Here is an 18,224-nt window from a genome sequence, read left to right as displayed (position 1 = left end):
TTCTTTGATCGGCGTCCTGCTGCCTCAGGGGCCCTCTCATACGGGAGCCGACTGGTGATCAGGGACACGTCGCATGTGCTGATCGAGGCCATCCCCTTCTTCATCCCCCACAGGAACTCATCGACTGAGCTGTCTATGAAGCTTGTCCGCACAGACAAGCGGACTGGTGAGCAGTGTGAGATGACGCTCAAGGCAGAGGACCTGTACGTACTTAAGCGTCACATCGCCCAGGCGCTCTCCGTGTCTGAGCAGGACGACGATGGCCAGTACCTCGTGCTCAGAACGGATGAACTCGGGGCGCAGTTAGACGCATCTGATGAAGCCGTCGGCGCCATCGGCAGTGCTCTGGGAAGCCGCCGGTTCGCTGCCCAACTCGCCCGCCAAGTCAACCCCGAGACCCTCGCAAAGGCCTTCTCAGCTGCCGTCAGGATTGGCGAACTGCGATCAGCTGTGACGGAACTGCAGGAACATCTCGCCGAAGGACGCAACCGAGAGGACGTCTACCAAGACTGGTGCGAGCGCCACTCCTGGGCCTTTGGTAATGCCTACGTAGCTCGCGACGATCACAGAGTCATCGGAATCGGTGACCACGTCGACCTGCTGATGAAGTCCACCGCCAGCGGGTTGCGTGACGTGTACGAGCTAAAACGTCCTGACATGGACGTGATCCTCTACGACGACACACACCAGAACTGGTACTGGTCATCGCATACCGCCAAGGCGATCGGTCAGTGCCACCGCTATCTCGATACCCTGCACCGCGCAGCGGAGTATGGCCTGCGACCGGCACGACCCGACATTGTTGCGTACCACCCACGTGCCGTCGTCATCGTCGGGCGGTCACACGACTGGGAGGAAGAGAAGTCGCGTGCTCTACACGGGCTCAACAGCAGGATGCACGGAATCACTGTCATGACCTACGACCAGCTCCTTTCCCAGTGCCACGCGCTACTGAGCCACGTGACGGCTGCCGACGACCCCACCGAAGCAGTGGCCACCGAGTTGACTGCGTAGCGCTCCCGCCACCTTCGACAACAGCGGGATCGGGGCAGACCTCCCTGGCTCCCGCCTGCGGTGGCAACTCACCTGCAGGCGCGCTCTGTTGCCCAGGAGATGATGCTTCTACCGTGAAGTAATGGCCAACGGGGTGTGGCATCGCGGGTACAACATCGAAGTCAACCTGTCGCTTCCTGATCTCGGTCATCGTGACCGGCCCGGCTTGCTCGACGAGATCATGACGAGTGTTGCCGAGCGGGATCCGGAGCTGCTGGAGTGTCTGGCGCACCATGACGGCAAAACGTGCGAGTCGGAAGCGGGCGGAAAGTCGCCGTGGATGTTCGTACGGCGCGGTCGCGTCGGCGGCCGCCGTCCGCTGGTCGCCGCTCATCTGCCCGTCACACACAAGCCGAGCGCCGCGGAAACCGACCAGCACAAGGCCACCAAAGAACGCGTGGTCGCCACCGCGCTCAAGCACGGGCTGGAGGCCAGCGCGGAACAGCCTGTGCGCGGCACCGGAGGCCGTGGAGTGGCGGATGCGCTGGTGACAGGTCCGGACGGAACCCGGATCGGCTGGGAGATCCAGTACTACCCGCTCAGCCCCAGCGCGGTTCACCGGCGCTCCGTCAAGGCCCGCGACAACGGGGTGATGCCGCTATGGGTGACCAAGAGCGACAGGGCCGCCCTCATCGACCGGGCCCCATGGGCACGCGTGGACGACATGGACTGGCAAGACATCGCGGACGGCCGCGAGATGCTGATCCGCGGCGGGTTCCGGCATCTGCAGACATGGCGGTGTGTACCCAGCAGCGTCCGGCACTGCCTCGAGGGCAGCGGTGGGCACTGCGGCAGCATCCACGCCGACTGGTTCCTGCCGGCCCTGTGCGAGCCACCCAAGCCGCCCGTCCACATCGAGGACCTCATCGTCACCTCCGCGACCGGGGAGAGCCTGGCGGTGTTCGTCCCCAGCCGCCACAACCCGCGTACCGGACGGCACATGTGGGTGCCCGTGAAGGACTGCAGCACGTGGAAGGACATGGCCGGGCCCACCCGCCTGCCCAAGGAGCCCAGCCACGAGTCGGACGACGACATCACCTTCAGTAGCGAGGAACTGGACCGCTCGTGCAGTGCCGGTGAGGAACACCTGGCGTACCGGAGCGATCCGCGCCCCCTGCGGGACTTCGGCCAGCCCACCGGCGGACTCACCCTGCCCGTCTTACCCATGCGGCCTGCCAAGGCTGGCGAGCCGGTGGCGGTCACGGACCCCGAACGGGCGGCGATGGCCGCGGCCCTGGACTGCAAACCCTGGGAACTCGGACCCTGCATCGGGTGCGGCCAGTTCATCCGCCGTTTCGGTCGCAACGCCCCCATGGCCTGCCGGGCCTGCCGGGAAGCCTGGGCGGGTTCCCAAGCACGCTGAGACCAAGCCGCGAAGACTGCAAGGTGGCAGGTCTTCACCCACCGTGAGTAGGTCCGCAGGCAGCGTGAGGGTGCGGTCGGGCGGACGGGGAGCCGTCTCTGGCCTTGGTGTTTTTGGGCGGGGGAGTGGCGGCCTGTGGTGCCTGGTGCTGGACCGGCTTCTAGGCTGGGTGTGCTCGGGGTGTTCTGCGGAGGTTCTTCCATGCCCCGGACGATCTGGAGCGGCGCGATCAGCTTCGGTCTCGTGACCGTTCCCGTCCACGTGGTGTCCGCGACCGAGGACCACAGTGTGCGCTTCCACCAGTACCACGTTGAGGACGGAGGGCGGGTGCGGGTGCGGAAGGTGTGCGAGCTGGAGGACCGTGAGGTCCGCCAGGACGAGATCGGCAAGGGTTACGAGCTCACGAGGACGCAGGTCATCCCGGTCTCGGATGAGGAACTGCGAAACCTTCCACTGCCAACGGCGAAGGCGATCGAGATCCAGGGCTTCGTCCCATGGGAGTCGATCGACCCGATCAGGATCGGGGACGGGTACTACCTGCAGCCAGACGGGCAGGTCGCGGTGAAGCCGTACGAGCTGCTGCGCAGGGCGTTGGAGAGGTCGTCGCGGGTGGCGGTGGCGAAGTTTGCCTGGAGCGGCCGGGAGCGGCTGGGCCTGCTGCGGGTGCGCGAGAACGCGCTGGTGCTGCACGCGATGCGCTGGCCCGACGAGATCCGTGACCCGTCGGAACTGTATCCGCCGGCGGTGGAGGTGTCGCAGGAGGAGGTCGACGAGGCCGTGCTGCTGATCGACCGGATGGCCACCGACCGGCTGGAGGGCGAGGAGTTCGTCGACCACTACACCGAGGCCCTGGAGAAGGTGATCGAGGCGAAGCGGGAGGAGAAGCCCCTGCCGCAGGTGCCGGAGCTGGAGGTCCAGCCGGGCAAGGTCGTGGACCTGATGGCCGCGCTGCAGGAGTCCGTGGCCCGGGCGCAGGCCTCCCGCGGGGAGGACACCGAGGCCGACGTCCACGAGATGCCCCAGAAGGCCGCCGTCAGGAAGACGGCGAAGACGCCCGCCACGAAGGCCACCGCGAAGAAGAGCACGGCCGGCAAGACGACCGCGAAGAAGACGACGGGCCGCGGGCCGCGCAGTGCCTAGTCCAGGATGCCGAGAGCGGTGTCGGGGCGGCAGTGGATGCATGCCGGTACCTGCCGGCGCAGGGCGTCGAGTGCCTGCTGCCGGGTAGCCGGGCGGCAGCGTCCGCTCTTCGCGGCCGCCCAGCAGTCGCCGGTGTGCACGGCGTCGACGTTCTGCTTGTTGAGGCCGTACTGGATCAGCCACTCGGGCGGGTCCGGACGCATCTGCTCGCCGCGGCGACGCTCCGCTTCCCGTCGTTCTTCTGCTGCGATCCAGGTGTCGAGCTGGGCGAGGGCGGCCGTCGCCTGCTGGGCCACGACGCGGCGGGCGAAGTGGAGCAGCTGGAGCCGCGACGGCGCTTCCTCGTTCACGTGTTCGATTCTATGATCAGGGGAAGCAACCGCCACACCAGGGAGAGGCGGGAGGGAGCGCGGTGGGTATCGACGACGTCCTGCGCTACCTCGGCGCTGACCCGGCCGCGCTCGCCCCAGCCCCGCCCGGGTGGGCCGGGCGGGAGGCGTCCGCGCGGCTCGCCCCGCCCCCGCCGCCGTGTGCGGGCTGCGGCCGGCCCGCCCGGGCGACCGCCGCCGCCGATCTTCCCGGCTATGGGCTGCGCTGGCTGGACCGCTGCCGGGACTGCTTCCTGGCCACTGTCGGCATGACCCCGGGCCGGGCGCCGGACACGGTGGAGCAGGTCCTCGCCGACGTGCGGGCCGCGGCGTTTGAGGCGGGCGTGTCACCGGTGATCCTTGTCGACCGGGCCGAAGGCGCACGTCGTGGCTGAGCCGGGCCGGTATCACCTCACGCTGACGGCTGCGGGCCGCACGGTCATGCAGGGCTGGTGGGATGCCCGGTCGACCGCGGAGCGGATGTTCGCGTCGTGGATCGGCTCGTACGGCAGCCTGCCGGGCGCGGCCGTCGTGCTCCGGGAGCATGCTGCAGACGGCGAGCAGGCGGTGGATGCCTGGCACGCCGATACGGATGCCTGACCGGGCCCGTGACCCGCGCCGTCAGGGTGCGTTTATCCCGTGACGCGTGTGCGAGCCCCGGTGTCCTCGTGACAGGACTTGCGCCGGTCGCGGCCCCGGTACCGCCCGGCACCGGGGCCGCTTGCTGTTCTGTCTGCAGCGCCGTCTTTCTGGTCAACGGCCTACTGCTCAGGGGCGGTCGCTTGGAGGCGCTGCTACGGACGCAGTGTGATCGGAATGGCGATGACGGGCTGGAGGATTTCGAGGCGGGCCGGGTAGGTGCGGACGACCTGGTCGTAGAGGTCCGGAACCGAGGGGGCTTTGAGGGTGACGATGAGCGCGTAGGACACTTCGGGGCTGGTTTCCGGCGGGAGGTCGTCCAGGCGGAAGACGTGGCGCACGTCGAAGGCCGGGCGCTTGAGCCGGTCGGCCTTGAAAACGGCCGTCTTGTGCTTGACGGTTTCCCACTTGTGGGCGTCCGAGCGGAGCTCCTGCTCGCTCATGTAGTCGCGGGCTTGGAAGAACGGCTCTGATTTGGGGACGCTTCCTGATGGGCTGAGCCGTTCCATGTTCGGACGGAAGGTCGGTTCGAAAGCGCTGGTGGTGTAGTTGCGCGGAGCCCTTGGGTCGGTCGGGCAGGCGATGCAGTAGGTCGCGGAGATCTGGACGTCCCCGGCGCTGACTGTCTCGGGCAGGGGGAGGAACATGCGGACGGTCTGCTTGGGGGCGAGCTTGCCCTGGTAGACGACGCGCGCGGTGTGGGGTGGGCAGATGACGTAGTCCTCCAGAGCCCCGGGAAGTCGGCCCCAGCCTCGCTCGGAGGTGTCTTGCTCGTTGTCCTCGGCGCAGTGGACGAGTAGTGCTTTCAGGGCGAGCGGGGTGAGGACGGGGCCGAAGTGTGCTCGGATGCCGGCGGCCATGCGCAGGGCGCTGGGGGCGGCGAAGCTCGTGCCGAGCGACATCGGGGGCGCGTCCTGACCGTACGGGGCAGCGAAGAAGAAGGGCTCTTGCTGGTCTCCGCCGAAACTCAGTACGTCGGGCTTGACCATGCCGGGGCAGCGTCCCGGGCCAAGTGCGCTGTACGAGGCGCGCCGCCAGGAAGGGCGTGTGGAGTCGGCCGCCCCTACCGAGAGGGCGTTGACGCTGTCAGAGGGGACCTGCACCCGCGCGTTGCCGGAAGGCCGGTCCAGAGTGCCGTTGTTGCCTGCCGCGATGGTCAGCAGTCGCTTGCCGTCGGACAGCCAGGAGTCGAGCAGAGCGGTCCAGGGATGAATCTCGTCGTCTTCGATCGGAAGGTCGGGGCCGAGACTCAGGTTGACGAGCTCGTGCGGGTTCTCCCTCAGCACGGTGTCGATGCGGTCCAGCGTGCGGTAGAGAGCGAGGTCGTCTTCGGGGTCCTGGTCGACGACCCGGAAGTGATCGACAGTGCCGAAAGGCCGCGGCGCCGGCTGCCCGGGGATCAGCGGTCCGAAAAGGGCGGCTGAGGTGACGTTGTGACCGTGATCGAGGTAGTCGCTTGTGGCGTCACCGATGTGAGGCGCTTCGTGGGAGTGTGCCCACGGCGCCATCGGGCCGTCCTCTTCGAGCCCCCCGTCCAGGACCGCCATCTTCACGGTGGGGTCGACGGCGCCTTCAGCGGGTAGCGACGGCGCCTTCAGCCCGACCGCTGTCGCGGCGCGCTCGACTGGATGGAAGGCCCTGAGCCTGGGCATCGGCCGGACGACGCGCATGAAGGCGAACTGGGACAGCCTGTCTATCGCCTCCCGCGCAACCCGTACCGGGACGAAGCCGATCCCCGGCATTTTCAAGGCGTGGCTGATCTCGGCGGTGCCACCGAGGGATTCCACATACGCTTCGAAGCCGGTGAGGATCTTCTCCCTGATTCGCGCAGGCAGATGCAGGCCGACCTCGATCAGGGGTGATCCTGCAGCCAGGCGCGTCATGTTGCGCTGCCGCTCGCGAGCAGCGGGGGCACGGAAGGCCTCTACCTTCCGCAGCTGGTCTCCTCCGGGCAGAGGACCAGCCGCCATGCGCTGGGCCCAGAGGGTAAAAGCCGCGCGGCGCCCGGAGACGAACAGTTCCGCTGTCTCTGCGGGCTCCGGGCGACGTTCCGGATTGGTCCACTTCTCGGGCTGCACCACGGCATTGCGGGCGCCGACGTAGGACAGGCCGAGATCGTCCAGCAACTGTGCCGGGTGGTAGCTCTTCGCGATGAACTGAGGGTGCATCGTCAGGATGCCGACGACCTGTCCGTCTGGGCAGGCCTTGGCGGGGAGCTGTGCGAAGTGCTGCACCGCAGTCCTCACCTGCGGGCGCAGGCGTAAACGCGCCTCTTCCTCGGTGTAGGGCAGCGGCGTTGGGCCTCCGCCGCCCGGTAGCCTGACTGACTCAACGAGCCTTTCGCCGTGGCCGAGCAGGAAATTGTATGGTCCGGGCACTGGCCGCTCCCCCCACGAGAACTACCCCTGAGACTCCTGACGTCGCATGCGGCTTCGGATCGTGTCCCTACTGATCCCTGACAGCTCGTGCACGCGCCGTTGCGACATGTGATCAGATTGCACCAGGTCCAGTGCCAACCGCACCCTGTCTGCAAAAGGCAATTGCCTGATTTGCTCGCCGCACAGGCTCAGCAGCGTCTCCCCGACCGGCTGTCCATCGAGCGCTGCACGTCGTCGTGCTGCCGTCACCAGGCGGTGGGCCTCCGAGAACGATGCGCCCTGAACGCTCAGCGCCCGAGCGATGGCAGTGAGAACGTCATCAGGTGCATGGCCCTCGCAGTACTGGCCGAGGGCTTCTCGCAACTGCGCTGCGTCAGGCAGAGGAAAGTCGACCACGACCTCGAAGCGGCGCCACACGGCAGGATCAAGGAGGGCACCGTGATTGGTAGCCGCGAGCAGCAGGGAGCTGGACGGCCAGTCATCGATCTCCTGCAGGAGCACGGTCACCAGCCGCTTCAATTCCCCGACCTCGGCACCGTCGTCTCGTCTCTTGGCGACCGTGTCGAGTTCGTCCAGCAGAAGGATGGAAGGACTGGCCTTGGCGTAGTCCAAGACCTTGCGGATGTTCCCGCCCGTGCGTCCCAGGTAGCTGCTCATGACAGACGACAAGTCGAGTACGAGAAGCGGCAAGTTGAGACGGCTCGCGATCCAGCGTGCGGCCAGCGTCTTTCCGACTCCTGGAGGCCCGACGAAGAGGGCACTGCTGCTAGGTGTCAGGCCGGCCTGCAGGAGGCGATCGCATCCCAGGCGCTCCTCACAGATCTGATCAACCGCCTTGTGAACGCTGGCTGATAGAACAGGAATCACCGACGGCGTGAGATGGTCTGGGCGAATCAGAGGAACCCGACTGTCCATGTCGAGTGGGACCGGTGCGGCGTTGCCCAAGCCACGCAGGGGCGCATCCGTACTCGGAGCCTCCCGCAACAGGGCTTGGAGCGCTTTGCCGGTTGCTTCGTTGGTGCGGCTGTACCGCCTCGCCAAGCGCTGCAACAGGGTTTGAACGTCCTGGCTGCGTCCCGCGAGCGCCATACGCGCAAGGTGGACCAAATCTTGCTCAAGTGCTGTCATCTCGTCCACATGTTGACTGTCCAAGGTCCTCGTCATAGGTGACACCCTAGTAACTACTGGGCTAGATGCACGTCTTCTGAAGCTTGGTCGTCCATATCGATACCCAGCGCTGCTCTCACAAGCACTTGAGGTGGACTATCCGCACGCATGTCCCAAAGCACGCTCCGCGCGTATGGCGATGTGGCTATGCACGCGGACTCCGGATGCCGTTTCGACGTGACTGTGGATGTCACCCCCGGACGGGCATCCGCGACCGCGCTCCGGCACATCGGCGCCTGAGCGGTGCCCCCCTTCCGTCGGGTTGCGCGATGTGTTGGGAGCCGCGCTGCTCCCGGGGCGGGCAGCCGGGCGTGACCTGCCATGGTCGGGGGGTTGCGGGTCTTGGGCGGGCCCGTGGTACGGCCGTCCGGCACCCGTGGCCGGGGTTCCGCGCTGGCTGGGCAAGCCGACGAACGGGGGCTTGCCCAGCGCCCCGACGGGCTTGCCCGGCCGGTACTGGGCACGGTCCGCTGGCGGGCCCTGTCCGGCCCCGGCGGGTTGCTTTCTTGGTGGGGCCCATAGGGGGCTGGAGGGTTGGGCCGACCGTTGCACCGAGAGGTGCACCGAGGGTTGCAGCACCCTCATCGCGTGGGCGCCCGTTTGTGCAGGTGGGGTGTTGTGGGCAAGCCGGTCGCGGACGCCGACACCTCTCTCCGCGATAGCCGGAGAGAGGACCTGATCCACCCCGGGGCTGTAGCGGGGCGGCGGCGCGTATTCAAGGACGCGAGGCGGCGTTCTGGCGGGTCAGAATCCTTGAATGCGGGATCGGGATTGCGAAGTGTCGAGTCGGCCGCAGCGCCCGAGCCGTCTCCCTCTCCGCCTGATCGCGTGACCGGGATTACCTCGATGGTGAATGCGCTGGGCAGAGCCGGTTGCGGGGCTAACCCCCTTAGCCAGCACTCTGGCGCTGCCCTGTCCGGCACCTCTGCCGGTGCCGGAGGGCCAAAGGGGCCTTACGCCCCGCCATCCATCTGTACGCGGGTCTGCCGCGTGCCTGATCCCGAGGGGGAAACTCCCGTGTCCGCACTCGCTCTGCTCGTCGTGCTGCTCCTGGTCCTGGTGGGCCTGGTCCTCGTCGTTGGCCTGGGTTACGTGGTCCACCGCCGTCCGGCGCTGGCTGTGCCGCTGACGGTCGCTCTGGCCGGTGCCGGCGTCCTGGCCGCCGTCGTGTTCGGGATCGTCCAGAGCGCAGGGCAGTGACCCGCACGGGCGGCCGCGCGGGTCACTGCCCCCGCGTGGCCGCGTCGGCGGGCGGGGCGCCCGTCAGCATGAGCGCTGGCCCCGCCGTACCGAGTTGCCGAGTTCTTTTGGCTCCGACAGTCGTTCGACGGTCGGGCCGGTGATGGGCTGATGCACACAGGTGGCCCGTGGAAAGAGGCCGTCTCGGGCGAGGGTGTCCGCGCGGCCGCGGCGGTCCTGCACAGTGGGCTGCGTATTCGCGTCCGGGACCATTGCGCAGACCTCGTCGGGGGCGTGCGTGCGTGCGCAGCGGTCACGGGGTGCGCAGCCTGCTGTGCAGTCGGGCCGGGTGGCTGACTTCAGCTGCTGCGCAATCGGGGGCCGGTTGCGCAGGTTTCGGCCGGATGGTCTGCGCAACGCTGTGACCTGCCGTGGTCGGGCTCATGGTCGGGCCTGGAGGGTTCATGGTCGGGCCTGGAGGGTTCATGGTCGGGGGTGGTGCGGGCCGTGGTCGGGCCTGAGTGTTGGCGCTGAATTGCCTGTAACAACCGGTGCAGAAGCGGCTACGGTGGCGATCATCGCGCGACGGGCACGTAGGGGGACGGATGCGAACTGTCGGAAGGGTGCGCACGGTTGGGCTTTGCGCATGCGCAGTGACATTCACGGCGGTCCTGGCCGGGTGTGGCTCCGGTAGCCACAGCGACGGTGACAAGGATGCTGCCTCGAGGCCTGTGTCGTCGGCGGGTTCGACACGGCCGGCCGCGTCGGCGTCGGCGGACTCTCAGGCCGCGGAGAAGGCGGCTGTCCTGGCCGTCTACGACGGTATGACGGCTGAGCAGGCGAAGGCGTACCGGCAGGCCTCGGAGAAGGGCACGGCCCTGGAGAAGTACGCCACCCTTGACGCGCTCGGTCAGATCCGGAACGACCTGGCCAGGCTCAAGAAGTCGGGGGCCATTGTGCGGGGCGAGGTCGGCCACGACGCGAAGGTGACCGCCCTCGACATGACGGCAAAGACCCCGAAGGCAACGCTGTCGGACTGCGTTGACCTGTCGAAGTACGAGACGTACGACACGAAGGCGAAGAAGGTGATCCCGCTGCCGACCGCCCAGCCGCTGCGGTACGTCGCCACGGCGAAAGCGGAGCGGTGGCACGGGCGGTGGATGGTGACCGCCATCAACACCCAAGGGGGCGGCTTGTGCTGAGACGAGCGACGGCGGCCGCGGTGGTCCTGGCGGCCGGCGTACTCGCCCCCGTTGCACACGCCGACGACGACGGGACCGGCATCGGCACGGGCGACTGCAAGGCGGCGACCCTGTACGTCAAGGTGTGCGCTCAGGACGGCGACAACACGCCCGGCACGGGCGGGACGGACAGCGGCAAGGGCTCGGCCGGCTCCTCGCCCGCCAGCAGCTCGGACGCGCCGAAGTGCACCTACACCAAGCTCAACCCCCAGCCCCCGGCGGACAACCTGGCCATGCAGGACGGCAAGAGGCGCGGCGGCAAGGGCGCGGTCTACCAGGTGAATTGCCCAGAGACCGGCCGCGTGGGTGTCACGTGGATCCCCGATGGCGCGGCCCCGGCCGCGCCCGCGGTCGATCCGGAGGTCCTCGCGCAGCGCGCGGTGGACGCCATGAAACTGGTGGGGCCGAAGGTGGCCAGTCCCCGCGCGGGCGGGAAGTACGTGGTCGGTATGCCCATGTGGATGTGGGTGGATCAGACGCCGACGACGTACGGACCGGCCACCGCCACGGCTACGGCGGGCGGCGTGACGGTGACGGCCACGGCCAAGGTTGCCACGATCACATGGGACATGGGCGACGGCTCGGCCCCCACCGTGTGTCACGGGCCCGGCACGCGGTACGAGCCGTCGATGGGCAAGGCCAAGTCACCGGACTGCGGCTACCTCTACGACAAGACCTCCAGTACCGCGGCCGGCGGACGCTTTCACGGCACGGCCACCGCCACATGGACGGTCGACTGGCAGGTCACCGGGGGCGGTGGCGATGCCGGGCAGCTCACCGAGGTCCGCCAGACACCGTTCACGGTCGCCGTCGCTGAAGCCCAGGTCCTCAACTGACCGCCCGCGGATGGTTCCGCTGCTTGCCGGGCGGCGCGCACAGCCGAGTGACCTGTGACAGCGATGGTGATCCATTGCCGCTGAAGTTTGACCACCGGCTTGCCGAGATCAGCCGTGGCGTGAGGTCTGGGTAGCGGCCAGCAGGTTCCGAATCTCAATGACGCTCATGCCGGTGCGTTCGGCGATACGAGCGGCTGGCTCCCCAGCTCGGTACGCGTTGACGATTGCCGCGGTTAGGCCCCGGCGGGCCGTGTGGACTGCCTCTTGCGCAGCGTGCAGTGCCGTAGCCGCCGTCTCCAGTGTGTTCTCCTGGTTCGTCATGCCGGTCATCGTGCCAGCGGGTCCGCCGGGCCGGTACGGTGGGAGAGATCCAGTAACAGGCAAGGGGGGCGGCGGCATGGCAGGCGAAACGCTGGTGACGGTGGTCGGGAACCTGACTGCCGATCCCGAACTGCGGCACACCGCCTCCGGTATGCCCGTGGCCGGGTTCACGATCGCGTCCACCCCCAGGGTGTTCGACCGCGACCGCAACGAATTCGTGGACGGGGAACCGTTGTTCCTGCGCTGCTCGCTCTGGCGACAAGCCGGCGAGAACGCCGCGCAGTCGCTCACTCGGGGCATGCGGGTCATCGTCACCGGAAAGCTGCGGCAGCGCACCTTCGACGACAAGGAAGGCCAGCGCCGTACCACGATGGAGATCGACGCCGAGGACGTCGCGGTCTCCCTGACCTACGCGACCGCCAAGGTCACCAAGACCTACCACCAGGGCATGCCCTCGCAGAGCGGACCCGCGCCGACGGCCAGACCGGTTTCGGATTCCGCTTCGGCGCCGTCGTCCCCGGGCCCGGCACCCGCCGAGCCCCACCCGTTCTGACCAGCGGTGGGGTCAGCCCCAGAACGCGTGCCGGGGATCACCCAGCACAGTCAGGGCCTCGTCCAGTGACGGGGCCGTCGGCAGGTGATCGCACGGATACCAGCGGCCGTTACGGTCCACCCCGTCCACCTGCCATCCCTCATCAGTACGCCGCAACCGGGCGACCCGTCGCGATGTCCACTGCCCGACCCCGTCCCACGGCGCACGCTCCTCGGTGATCACGGCGGCGCTACCCCGCACCGTGCACCCCACCGCAATTTCCGCCTTCGCATGTGCTGGGATGCGCTGCTTGGCCCACTTCTTCAGCCGGGCCCGGTCCAGCTCGGAGATCTTCACATCCCCCACGGTAACCCTGGCCCCACGCTCAACAGCTTCGGTCAAACTTCGGTGGCAAATCGTCAATCTTCGCTGTTCACCAATTCGCCCGGGCGCGGGGATGGTGTGCGCACGCAAGAGCGTCCCGCCAGCTTCGGCTGGCGGGACGGGGCCGGCCGCTGGTCAGCTGATCCTGGTGACGTTCTCCGCCTGCGGGCCCTTGGGTCCCTGGGTGACGTCGGGGGGTGCTCCGCTCGTGCGGAGTCCTCTCAGGAGCGCGGGCCGCGCAGTCTCGCCTGACCGTTGTCGGATTCGTTGCCCCTTCACCCGACGAGGCGTGTTGAATGGCGTGGCTGAAGGTCCGTCACTCAACTGGTCATAGGGGATCTGGATGTTGCCGGAAATCTTGGTCGTGCTTGCCGCTTCGGGGGGAACGGCGGTCGTGACGGCGGCCGGCACCGATGCCTGGATCGGGACCAGAACAACAGTGGCCCGGCTCCTGGGGCGAGACGGGCAACGGGAAGAGGCGGTATTGCAGCGTCTCGACCAGACCGCCACCGATCTCGCACGGGCATCCGACGAAGACGCGCAGGGAGTGCTGGAACGGGTACGTGTCGCACAGTCCCTGTCCTGGGAAACGCGTTTCACGGACCTGCTCCAGGATCTGCCGGAACCCGAAAGGGACGAGGCCGCCGAGGAACTGCGGGCTCTGGTCGAGCATGTCCGGCAGCACGGCTCCGGCGCTTTGGCCGGCGCGGGGGGTCTCGCGGCTGGCCGCGACGTGATCATCAAGGCCACACGCGGAGGGGTGGCCACCGGTGTGGTCAACGGAGACGTGCGCGTGGACCCTCCGAAGCCGGGGGCGGCCCAGGACTGACCGCCTCCGGCCCGCAAGGTCCACAGCGCCGTAGCCGCAGCGCACTCCTCGGAAGACTGCTGCACGTGGCGGGATTCGGCGCCGCAGACGACAGCCAGGCCCCGCACATCACCGCCTCCCATGGGGGAGTGGCGGTCGGTCACGCCGACCAGGTCACCTACATCCGCAAGCAACGTGCACGCCGCTTGCGCCTGCTGATTGTGCCCGTTGTCGTGGCGGGCGGGACGATCACGGCCATCACTCTCGTGCCGGACTCATCCCCGTCGGGCCCGGAGCGGTCCTCCCCGGCGCCGTCGGTCTCCGCGTCAACGTCGCCTTCCGGGTCGCCGTCCGCCGCCCGCTCCCCGTCGCGCCCGGCCGCGCGCGCATCCGGCAACGCGGCGGCCGTGACTCAGCCGGTACAGACCGGTGCGGGGAACCCCCCTGAGGCCGCGCCGCCGCCGTCCGCGGAGTCCGAGGCCACGACACTTTCCCCGGGGTCTGTGTCGCGCCTTCGGAACGTCTCGACCGGCCAGTGTGTGTCATCCGGTGACGGTACCGTCAACCCCGGCTTGGGGACCTGCAGTTCCAGCGATGCCTACTTGTGGACCTTACGCTCCTCCGGCAGCACCTTCGAGCTGGTCAACCGCGCGAGCGGAAACTGCCTGTCGGAGCCCTTTTACGGCGACGCGGCCGTGTTGGAAAACTGCAGCGGCATCGGAGGAACTGGTCACGTGGAATGGCGTATAGGAAGCAACACCACGGGAGGTCAGACCCTGAAGAACACTGAGAGCGGGCGTTGCCTGGAGGTCGACTCCCCGCCTGATGGCGGCGGCGAGCGGCTGATGTTGACCACCTGCAACAGCGACCAGCCCCAGCAGCGGTGGAAAAACGGCGGGACCGCCTAGAAAGACTGCCGCTTGCGTTTGCCGCCGGTGGCTTCACCGACGTACCACCAGCTTTTGCAGACTGGGCACCGGACCTTCGGTCGGCGGTACGGGCGGCCCTCCCGCAGGGCGGCGGCGAACTCGACGCGTTGCTTCGCCACCACTCCTCGCGTTCCCTCCGCCACCGCCAGGCCTTTGTGCGGCATGCTGCTGAGCAGTACCGACGTGACCGGCGGCTGCCCTTGGGGAGCGGGCCGCCGCACTGGCTGCATCTGCGGACATTCTTCCTTGCCACGACTCCAGGGTCCTCCGGGCAGTCGTCCACGACCGGGAGGGGGACGGTGTCGTGCGCTGTCTACGGGTGCCGGGTCTGGCTCCAGGGGACCGTGTGTTCGGGGTTTTGGACGGGGCGCCACACGGGTGCGGAGGGGCCGCCCTGGAGCAGGTCGACCAATGGCGCCGCGAGGACGGGGACGTTGCGCAGGAAGCTGGCCAGTGCGAGTTCCGAGGCGGCTGCGTGGAGGGCGCGGATGCGTGTCTGGACGCCGGTTGGGCCGGTGCCGTCCAGGACGAACAGCAGCCGCGGGAACAGTGGGTAGCGGCGCCGCCAGTCCTCTTCCAGGAGCTGCTGCCCAACGGCGGTCCGTGGGCGTCCGGGTGGGGGTGCGGGGATGTAGTCGTGGAGGCGGGCGTAGGTGGTGAGTTTCGCGGCGAGGCGTTCGGGTCCCATGGTGGCCCGGTCTACCTCGACGAAGGCCCGCAGCATCGATCCGCCGTCGGCGGAGGTGCGGTAGTAGAGGAGGGCGTCGGGGATGACGGCCTCGCCGCTGCCGAGGGGGTGGTAGACCTCGGGGATCCAGTCCAGGGGCTGGCACACGTCGCCGCGGCGGCGGGCGTCCTGCAGGAAGGCCAGCCCGGTCTCCGTCACCACCAGCGAGTGGCCCACCCGCAGTCTGGCGGCTGTGGGGTCGGCGATCAGCTTCGGCGGCCGCCAGTCCCGCAGTTCGGGCCACTCGGATGCGACGTCCACGCCGTACTGGGTGGCGAACCACACCCGGGTCCGGCCGGCCTGGGGCAGGGTGATGCGCTCGATGAGGCCCTCGTCGCGGAGCTTGGCCAGGCGGCGCCGCGTCTGCTCGATCCGCACCCCTGGTGCGATCAGCAGATGCATCTGTTCGGTCGTTGCCATCCGGTACTGCGCCAGCACGGCCAGCGCCAGCCGGTCTCCTCCGCCGGCGTCCGTGTTCAGCATCGCCACCGTCGTCCCTTCCGTACGGTGCGGCGCCGTTCTGTCCGGCGCCGCGCGTACCGTCCAGGCCAGCAGCCGGCCCCGACCAGAGGACCGACCACGAAGGCCCGACCAGCGTCACGATGCGATAACCCCGCCCCCGACCACGCCCGGGACCCCGCCGGGAACCTCTCCGACAACCCCGCCGACAACTGTCCGCCCCCTCCCGGCGCCTGACGGAGTATCCGCAGGTCACCATGCCTTTAAGGCGTGGTCGGGGAGCCAGACATCCCCCTCTGCACCCCACAACGCCCCCGCCTAGAAGAAGAAAGGGAAAAGGGGAGGGCGGGCGTGGTGTGGCGGAGCCTCGGGGGATCGGGCGGCCCTCAAGGGTGTTGCGCGTCGGCGGGGCCTCCGCGCTCCGCGCCGGACAAGTCGGCGCACCAGGGGACCAGGGCGCCGGCCGGGCGCAGCTGCGCGGACAGACGTCAGGGTGACGGCTGCGCCGGCTGCGGGGCCGGTCCCGCGTCGTCCAGGTCCTGCCCGTGCTCGTACAGGGCGCGGGCTTCGGTTACGGCGCGCTGCCAGCCGCGCTCATGGCCGCCGTGCTCGCGCGCCAGCTGCGCGGCGATGCCGCGCCGGTATCCGCCGGCCCTCCGGAGCTCCTCGAGGGCGGCGGCCACGGCCTGGTCGCGCTGGGCGCGGCTGGGACCGCCTCCCTGGTTGCCACGGCTGTCTCCGGAGCGCCGTCCAGCGGCCTGGAGACGACCAGTGCCGACGTCCTCCTGCCAAGCCGCCCAGAACGCTTCAACGGCCTCCTGGACGTAGAAGCGGGTGCGCCCGATCGTGCACGCCACCTCCGGGAACCGGCGCTCTGGCGGGTACTGCTCACGCTGAGCCTTCCAGCGGGCCACGGTGGCCGCCGACGCCCCGGTGAGCTGCATGACCCACGCGCGGCTCACCACCCACCGCCCGCCCACGATCCGACGCGACGCGTCATACCCGCTCATCACCGACACTCCCTCACGCTGTGCGCAGCGCAGCATCACGACCACCAACTCCCGTTACACTAGACGAGTCTCTCCTAGAGACACGCTGGCAGGGAATTCCCGGAGAGGGTTTGCCGACCCGCTCGTATCCGAAATTCCCCGCCAGCATTTTTTAATTCGCCACCCCCTCCGATAATGAACCAGCCCGCCTTCGACAAGGCAATCAGGTAAAGCGCGGCGCAGCATTTCGCTTTAATTCTTTCCCCCGCGGAGCGGGTGTCCCGGGGCGCTGCGCGCCCTGGGGAAGTGAGGGCGGTCCGCTGCGCTCCCCGCCCAGTGGGACACGGTCCGCTGCGCTCCCCTCCCCGGCGTTGGTGGCTGGGGAGGGGAGCTGTGTGCGCAGGGGTGCCGGGTCGCCATCCGCAGCACCCCTCCGCGCCCCGTGCGGGCCAACCGGGGCAGGAGCGGGCCCGGGGAGCCACCCCGGGCCCATGGGGCCTCTACAGGACGGTGTAGGCGACCGGCGGGTAGACCGCCTCGCACCCGTCCTCGTCGTCGCCGTCGTCGGCGGAGTGAACGCCGAACGCGTCCACGTAGGCGCCGGGTTCACGCTCCCCGAGCAGCTCGGCCGCCTCAGCGGCCGGGCACTCGTTCAGCGCCCCCCAGCACAAGTGCCAAGCCTGCACCGTGGCGCTCCCGCCAGCACCGGGAGAGCGCAGGTACATGACGCCCGAGCACAGGGTCTGCGCCAGCCCGCAGGTCAGCAGGAAGACGAAGTTGTCCAGGTACTTGGGCTCCGCGCCCACCAGGTCATCAGCGCCGCCGTCACCCTCCACGGTGATCGGCAGAGTCGCGCTCAAGGGGCGCTCCTGCCCCTCCATGTCGACCCCGAGCCGCACGACGTGCTCACCCGGCGCCAGCCGCGCCATGAGCGTCATCACGACCGCGTGTGCCTCCTCGCGGGCCTCTGCGATGACGTCCAGAGAAACCGGCTTGAGCTGCATTCTTCTCTCCTTTGTCTTCTCCTAGAGACGTTGCCGGAATGAGTTGCCGCTCACCCGACGCGTCTTATTCTATCCATTAACGTGGTCGACAAGAAGGACCCGGGAACAATTCTTCCAAGTTCGATTCCTCGCCAGAAGGCCCACCAAATTCGGGAGTTGGGGGACAGGAATTTGTTCGTGATTCAACCCGATGCATCACTTTGCCCAAGGACGCGGATGCGCTGGTGTATCAGTATGGCTGACACACTCCCCTGGCCGCACTGCGTGTGCTACGGTCGGTGTCGATTCTCGGCGCATGACCGACCTTGGAGCAGATGTTCTGACGGAGCGTCCGGATGGTCTGTCAGGTGATGGCAGGTCAGTTCGGCGAGTGAGTCGCTTGGGTCGCTGAACTGACCGCCCCAAGGCCGGCCTCCGCCGGTGGTGTCTCTCGGTTCGTGATCCTACCTGGTAACCGAGTTGATGCATCACCACCTCTCCTGTTGCTGCCCCGCGTAGCGGGGCCTGTCCGTGAGGCGAAGCCTCACGGTTCCCGCCCGCGCAGCGGGCGGGTGGATCGGAGCGCAGCGGAGATCCCAATTCCCGCGCAGCGGGAATTATTTGAAGGCGCGAAGCGCCTTCCGTAAACCCGCGGAGCGGGTTTACGCGGCCGCGCAGCGGCCGCGTTCTCTTCCCAGCGCGCAGCGCTGGGATACCCGCTCCGCGGG

The 18,224-nt window shown here is 68.4% G+C and carries 19 protein-coding genes; 11 read left to right on the top strand and 8 right to left on the bottom strand.

Annotated elements, in window-relative coordinates; all coding sequences use genetic code 11:
* The first annotated feature begins 54 nt into the window (after window positions 1–54).
* The 3 genes from ACZ4EG_RS43495 to ku all read left to right on the top strand — a co-directional run bounded on the left by ACZ4EG_RS43495 (window position 55) and on the right by ku (window position 3,556).
* On the top strand, window positions 55–1,014 hold the full coding sequence (locus tag ACZ4EG_RS43495; protein WP_467794596.1) for a Shedu anti-phage system protein SduA domain-containing protein: 960 nt from the start codon (window positions 55–57) through the stop codon (window positions 1,012–1,014).
* Between the two features lie 121 nt (window positions 1,015–1,135).
* On the top strand, window positions 1,136–2,416 hold the full coding sequence (locus tag ACZ4EG_RS43490; protein WP_467794595.1) for a competence protein CoiA family protein: 1,281 nt from the start codon (window positions 1,136–1,138) through the stop codon (window positions 2,414–2,416).
* Between the two features lie 201 nt (window positions 2,417–2,617).
* Window positions 2,618–3,556, top strand: a complete 939-nt coding sequence (ku, locus tag ACZ4EG_RS43485; protein WP_467794594.1) for a non-homologous end joining protein Ku — start codon at window positions 2,618–2,620, stop codon at window positions 3,554–3,556.
* Here ku and ACZ4EG_RS43480 read toward each other — a convergent pair.
* Window positions 3,553–3,906 carry a DUF6233 domain-containing protein gene (locus ACZ4EG_RS43480; protein WP_467794593.1) on the bottom strand — a complete coding sequence of 118 codons (354 nt, stop codon included), beginning with the start codon at window positions 3,904–3,906 and terminating at the stop codon, window positions 3,553–3,555. The genes ku and ACZ4EG_RS43480 overlap by 4 nt on opposite strands.
* A gap of 62 nt (window positions 3,907–3,968) precedes the next feature.
* Between ACZ4EG_RS43480 and ACZ4EG_RS43475 the strand changes: the two genes are divergently transcribed.
* Both ACZ4EG_RS43475 and ACZ4EG_RS43470 read left to right on the top strand, forming a co-directional pair.
* Window positions 3,969–4,319, top strand: a complete 351-nt coding sequence (locus ACZ4EG_RS43475) for a hypothetical protein (protein WP_467794592.1) — start codon at window positions 3,969–3,971, stop codon at window positions 4,317–4,319.
* A complete protein-coding gene (locus ACZ4EG_RS43470) occupies window positions 4,312–4,524 on the top strand; it encodes a hypothetical protein (protein WP_467794591.1) in 213 nt (70 codons plus the stop codon). The genes ACZ4EG_RS43475 and ACZ4EG_RS43470 overlap by 8 nt, the downstream gene beginning before the upstream one ends.
* Window positions 4,525–4,718: 194 nt before the next feature.
* On the opposite strand, the gene ACZ4EG_RS43465 is transcribed toward ACZ4EG_RS43470, so the two are convergent.
* Together ACZ4EG_RS43465 and ACZ4EG_RS43460 are read right to left on the bottom strand one after the other, a co-directional pair.
* The gene (locus ACZ4EG_RS43465) at window positions 4,719–6,941 is read right to left on the bottom strand and encodes a S8 family peptidase (RefSeq protein WP_467794590.1); all 2,223 of its coding nucleotides are present in this window, start codon (window positions 6,939–6,941) and stop codon (window positions 4,719–4,721) included.
* A 21-nt stretch (window positions 6,942–6,962) separates the two neighbouring features.
* Window positions 6,963–8,069: an AAA family ATPase gene (locus tag ACZ4EG_RS43460; protein WP_467794644.1), complete on the bottom strand. Its 1,107-nt coding sequence runs from the start codon at window positions 8,067–8,069 to the stop codon at window positions 6,963–6,965.
* Between the two features lie 1,056 nt (window positions 8,070–9,125).
* Here ACZ4EG_RS43460 and ACZ4EG_RS43455 point away from each other — a divergent pair.
* The 3 genes from ACZ4EG_RS43455 to ACZ4EG_RS43445 all read left to right on the top strand — a co-directional run bounded on the left by ACZ4EG_RS43455 (window position 9,126) and on the right by ACZ4EG_RS43445 (window position 11,364).
* The gene (locus ACZ4EG_RS43455; RefSeq protein WP_467794589.1) at window positions 9,126–9,308 is read left to right on the top strand and encodes a hypothetical protein; all 183 of its coding nucleotides are present in this window, start codon (window positions 9,126–9,128) and stop codon (window positions 9,306–9,308) included.
* A gap of 803 nt (window positions 9,309–10,111) precedes the next feature.
* Window positions 10,112–10,489, top strand: a complete 378-nt coding sequence (locus ACZ4EG_RS43450; protein WP_467794588.1) for a hypothetical protein — start codon at window positions 10,112–10,114, stop codon at window positions 10,487–10,489.
* Window positions 10,483–11,364, top strand: a complete 882-nt coding sequence (locus ACZ4EG_RS43445) for an ATP/GTP-binding protein (protein ID WP_467794587.1) — start codon at window positions 10,483–10,485, stop codon at window positions 11,362–11,364. Before ACZ4EG_RS43450 ends, ACZ4EG_RS43445 begins: the two co-directional genes overlap by 7 nt.
* A 108-nt stretch (window positions 11,365–11,472) precedes the next feature.
* Here ACZ4EG_RS43445 and ACZ4EG_RS43440 read toward each other — a convergent pair whose 3' ends face one another.
* Window positions 11,473–11,685: a hypothetical protein gene (locus ACZ4EG_RS43440; RefSeq protein ID WP_467794586.1), complete on the bottom strand. Its 213-nt coding sequence runs from the start codon at window positions 11,683–11,685 to the stop codon at window positions 11,473–11,475.
* Window positions 11,686–11,761: 76 nt separating this feature from the next.
* On the opposite strand from ACZ4EG_RS43440, the gene ACZ4EG_RS43435 reads away from it, so the two are divergent.
* Window positions 11,762–12,238, top strand: coding sequence for a single-stranded DNA-binding protein (locus ACZ4EG_RS43435; RefSeq protein ID WP_467794585.1), 477 nt, complete (start codon window positions 11,762–11,764; stop codon window positions 12,236–12,238).
* Window positions 12,239–12,250: 12 nt separating this feature from the next.
* Here ACZ4EG_RS43435 and ACZ4EG_RS43430 read toward each other — a convergent pair whose 3' ends face one another.
* On the bottom strand, window positions 12,251–12,574 hold the full coding sequence (locus ACZ4EG_RS43430) for a DUF3024 domain-containing protein (protein ID WP_467794584.1): 324 nt from the start codon (window positions 12,572–12,574) through the stop codon (window positions 12,251–12,253).
* A gap of 370 nt (window positions 12,575–12,944) precedes the next feature.
* On the opposite strand from ACZ4EG_RS43430, the gene ACZ4EG_RS43425 reads away from it, so the two are divergent.
* Window positions 12,945–13,430, top strand: a complete 486-nt coding sequence (locus tag ACZ4EG_RS43425) for a hypothetical protein (RefSeq protein WP_467794583.1) — start codon at window positions 12,945–12,947, stop codon at window positions 13,428–13,430.
* 65 nt (window positions 13,431–13,495) lie between these two features.
* Entirely contained in the window at window positions 13,496–14,317 is an 822-nt protein-coding gene (locus tag ACZ4EG_RS43420) for an RICIN domain-containing protein (protein WP_467794582.1), read from the top strand.
* Between the two features lie 334 nt (window positions 14,318–14,651).
* Here the strand turns inward: ACZ4EG_RS43420 and ACZ4EG_RS43415 are convergent, their stop codons facing one another.
* The 3 genes from ACZ4EG_RS43415 to ACZ4EG_RS43405 form a co-directional block, all read right to left on the bottom strand.
* The gene (locus ACZ4EG_RS43415; protein ID WP_467794581.1) at window positions 14,652–15,548 is read right to left on the bottom strand and encodes a replication-relaxation family protein; all 897 of its coding nucleotides are present in this window, start codon (window positions 15,546–15,548) and stop codon (window positions 14,652–14,654) included.
* 464 nt (window positions 15,549–16,012) lie between these two features.
* Window positions 16,013–16,534 (bottom strand): hypothetical protein, encoded by a 522-nt coding sequence (locus ACZ4EG_RS43410; protein WP_467794580.1) that lies wholly within the window; start codon window positions 16,532–16,534, stop codon window positions 16,013–16,015.
* A gap of 479 nt (window positions 16,535–17,013) precedes the next feature.
* Window positions 17,014–17,517, bottom strand: a complete 504-nt coding sequence (locus ACZ4EG_RS43405) for a hypothetical protein (RefSeq protein WP_467794579.1) — start codon at window positions 17,515–17,517, stop codon at window positions 17,014–17,016.
* Window positions 17,518–18,224 lie beyond the last annotated feature (707 nt).

The sequence above is a fragment of the Streptomyces sp. NPDC025638 genome (assembly GCF_055558775.1).
This window is presented reverse-complemented; position numbering and strand designations above follow the sequence as displayed.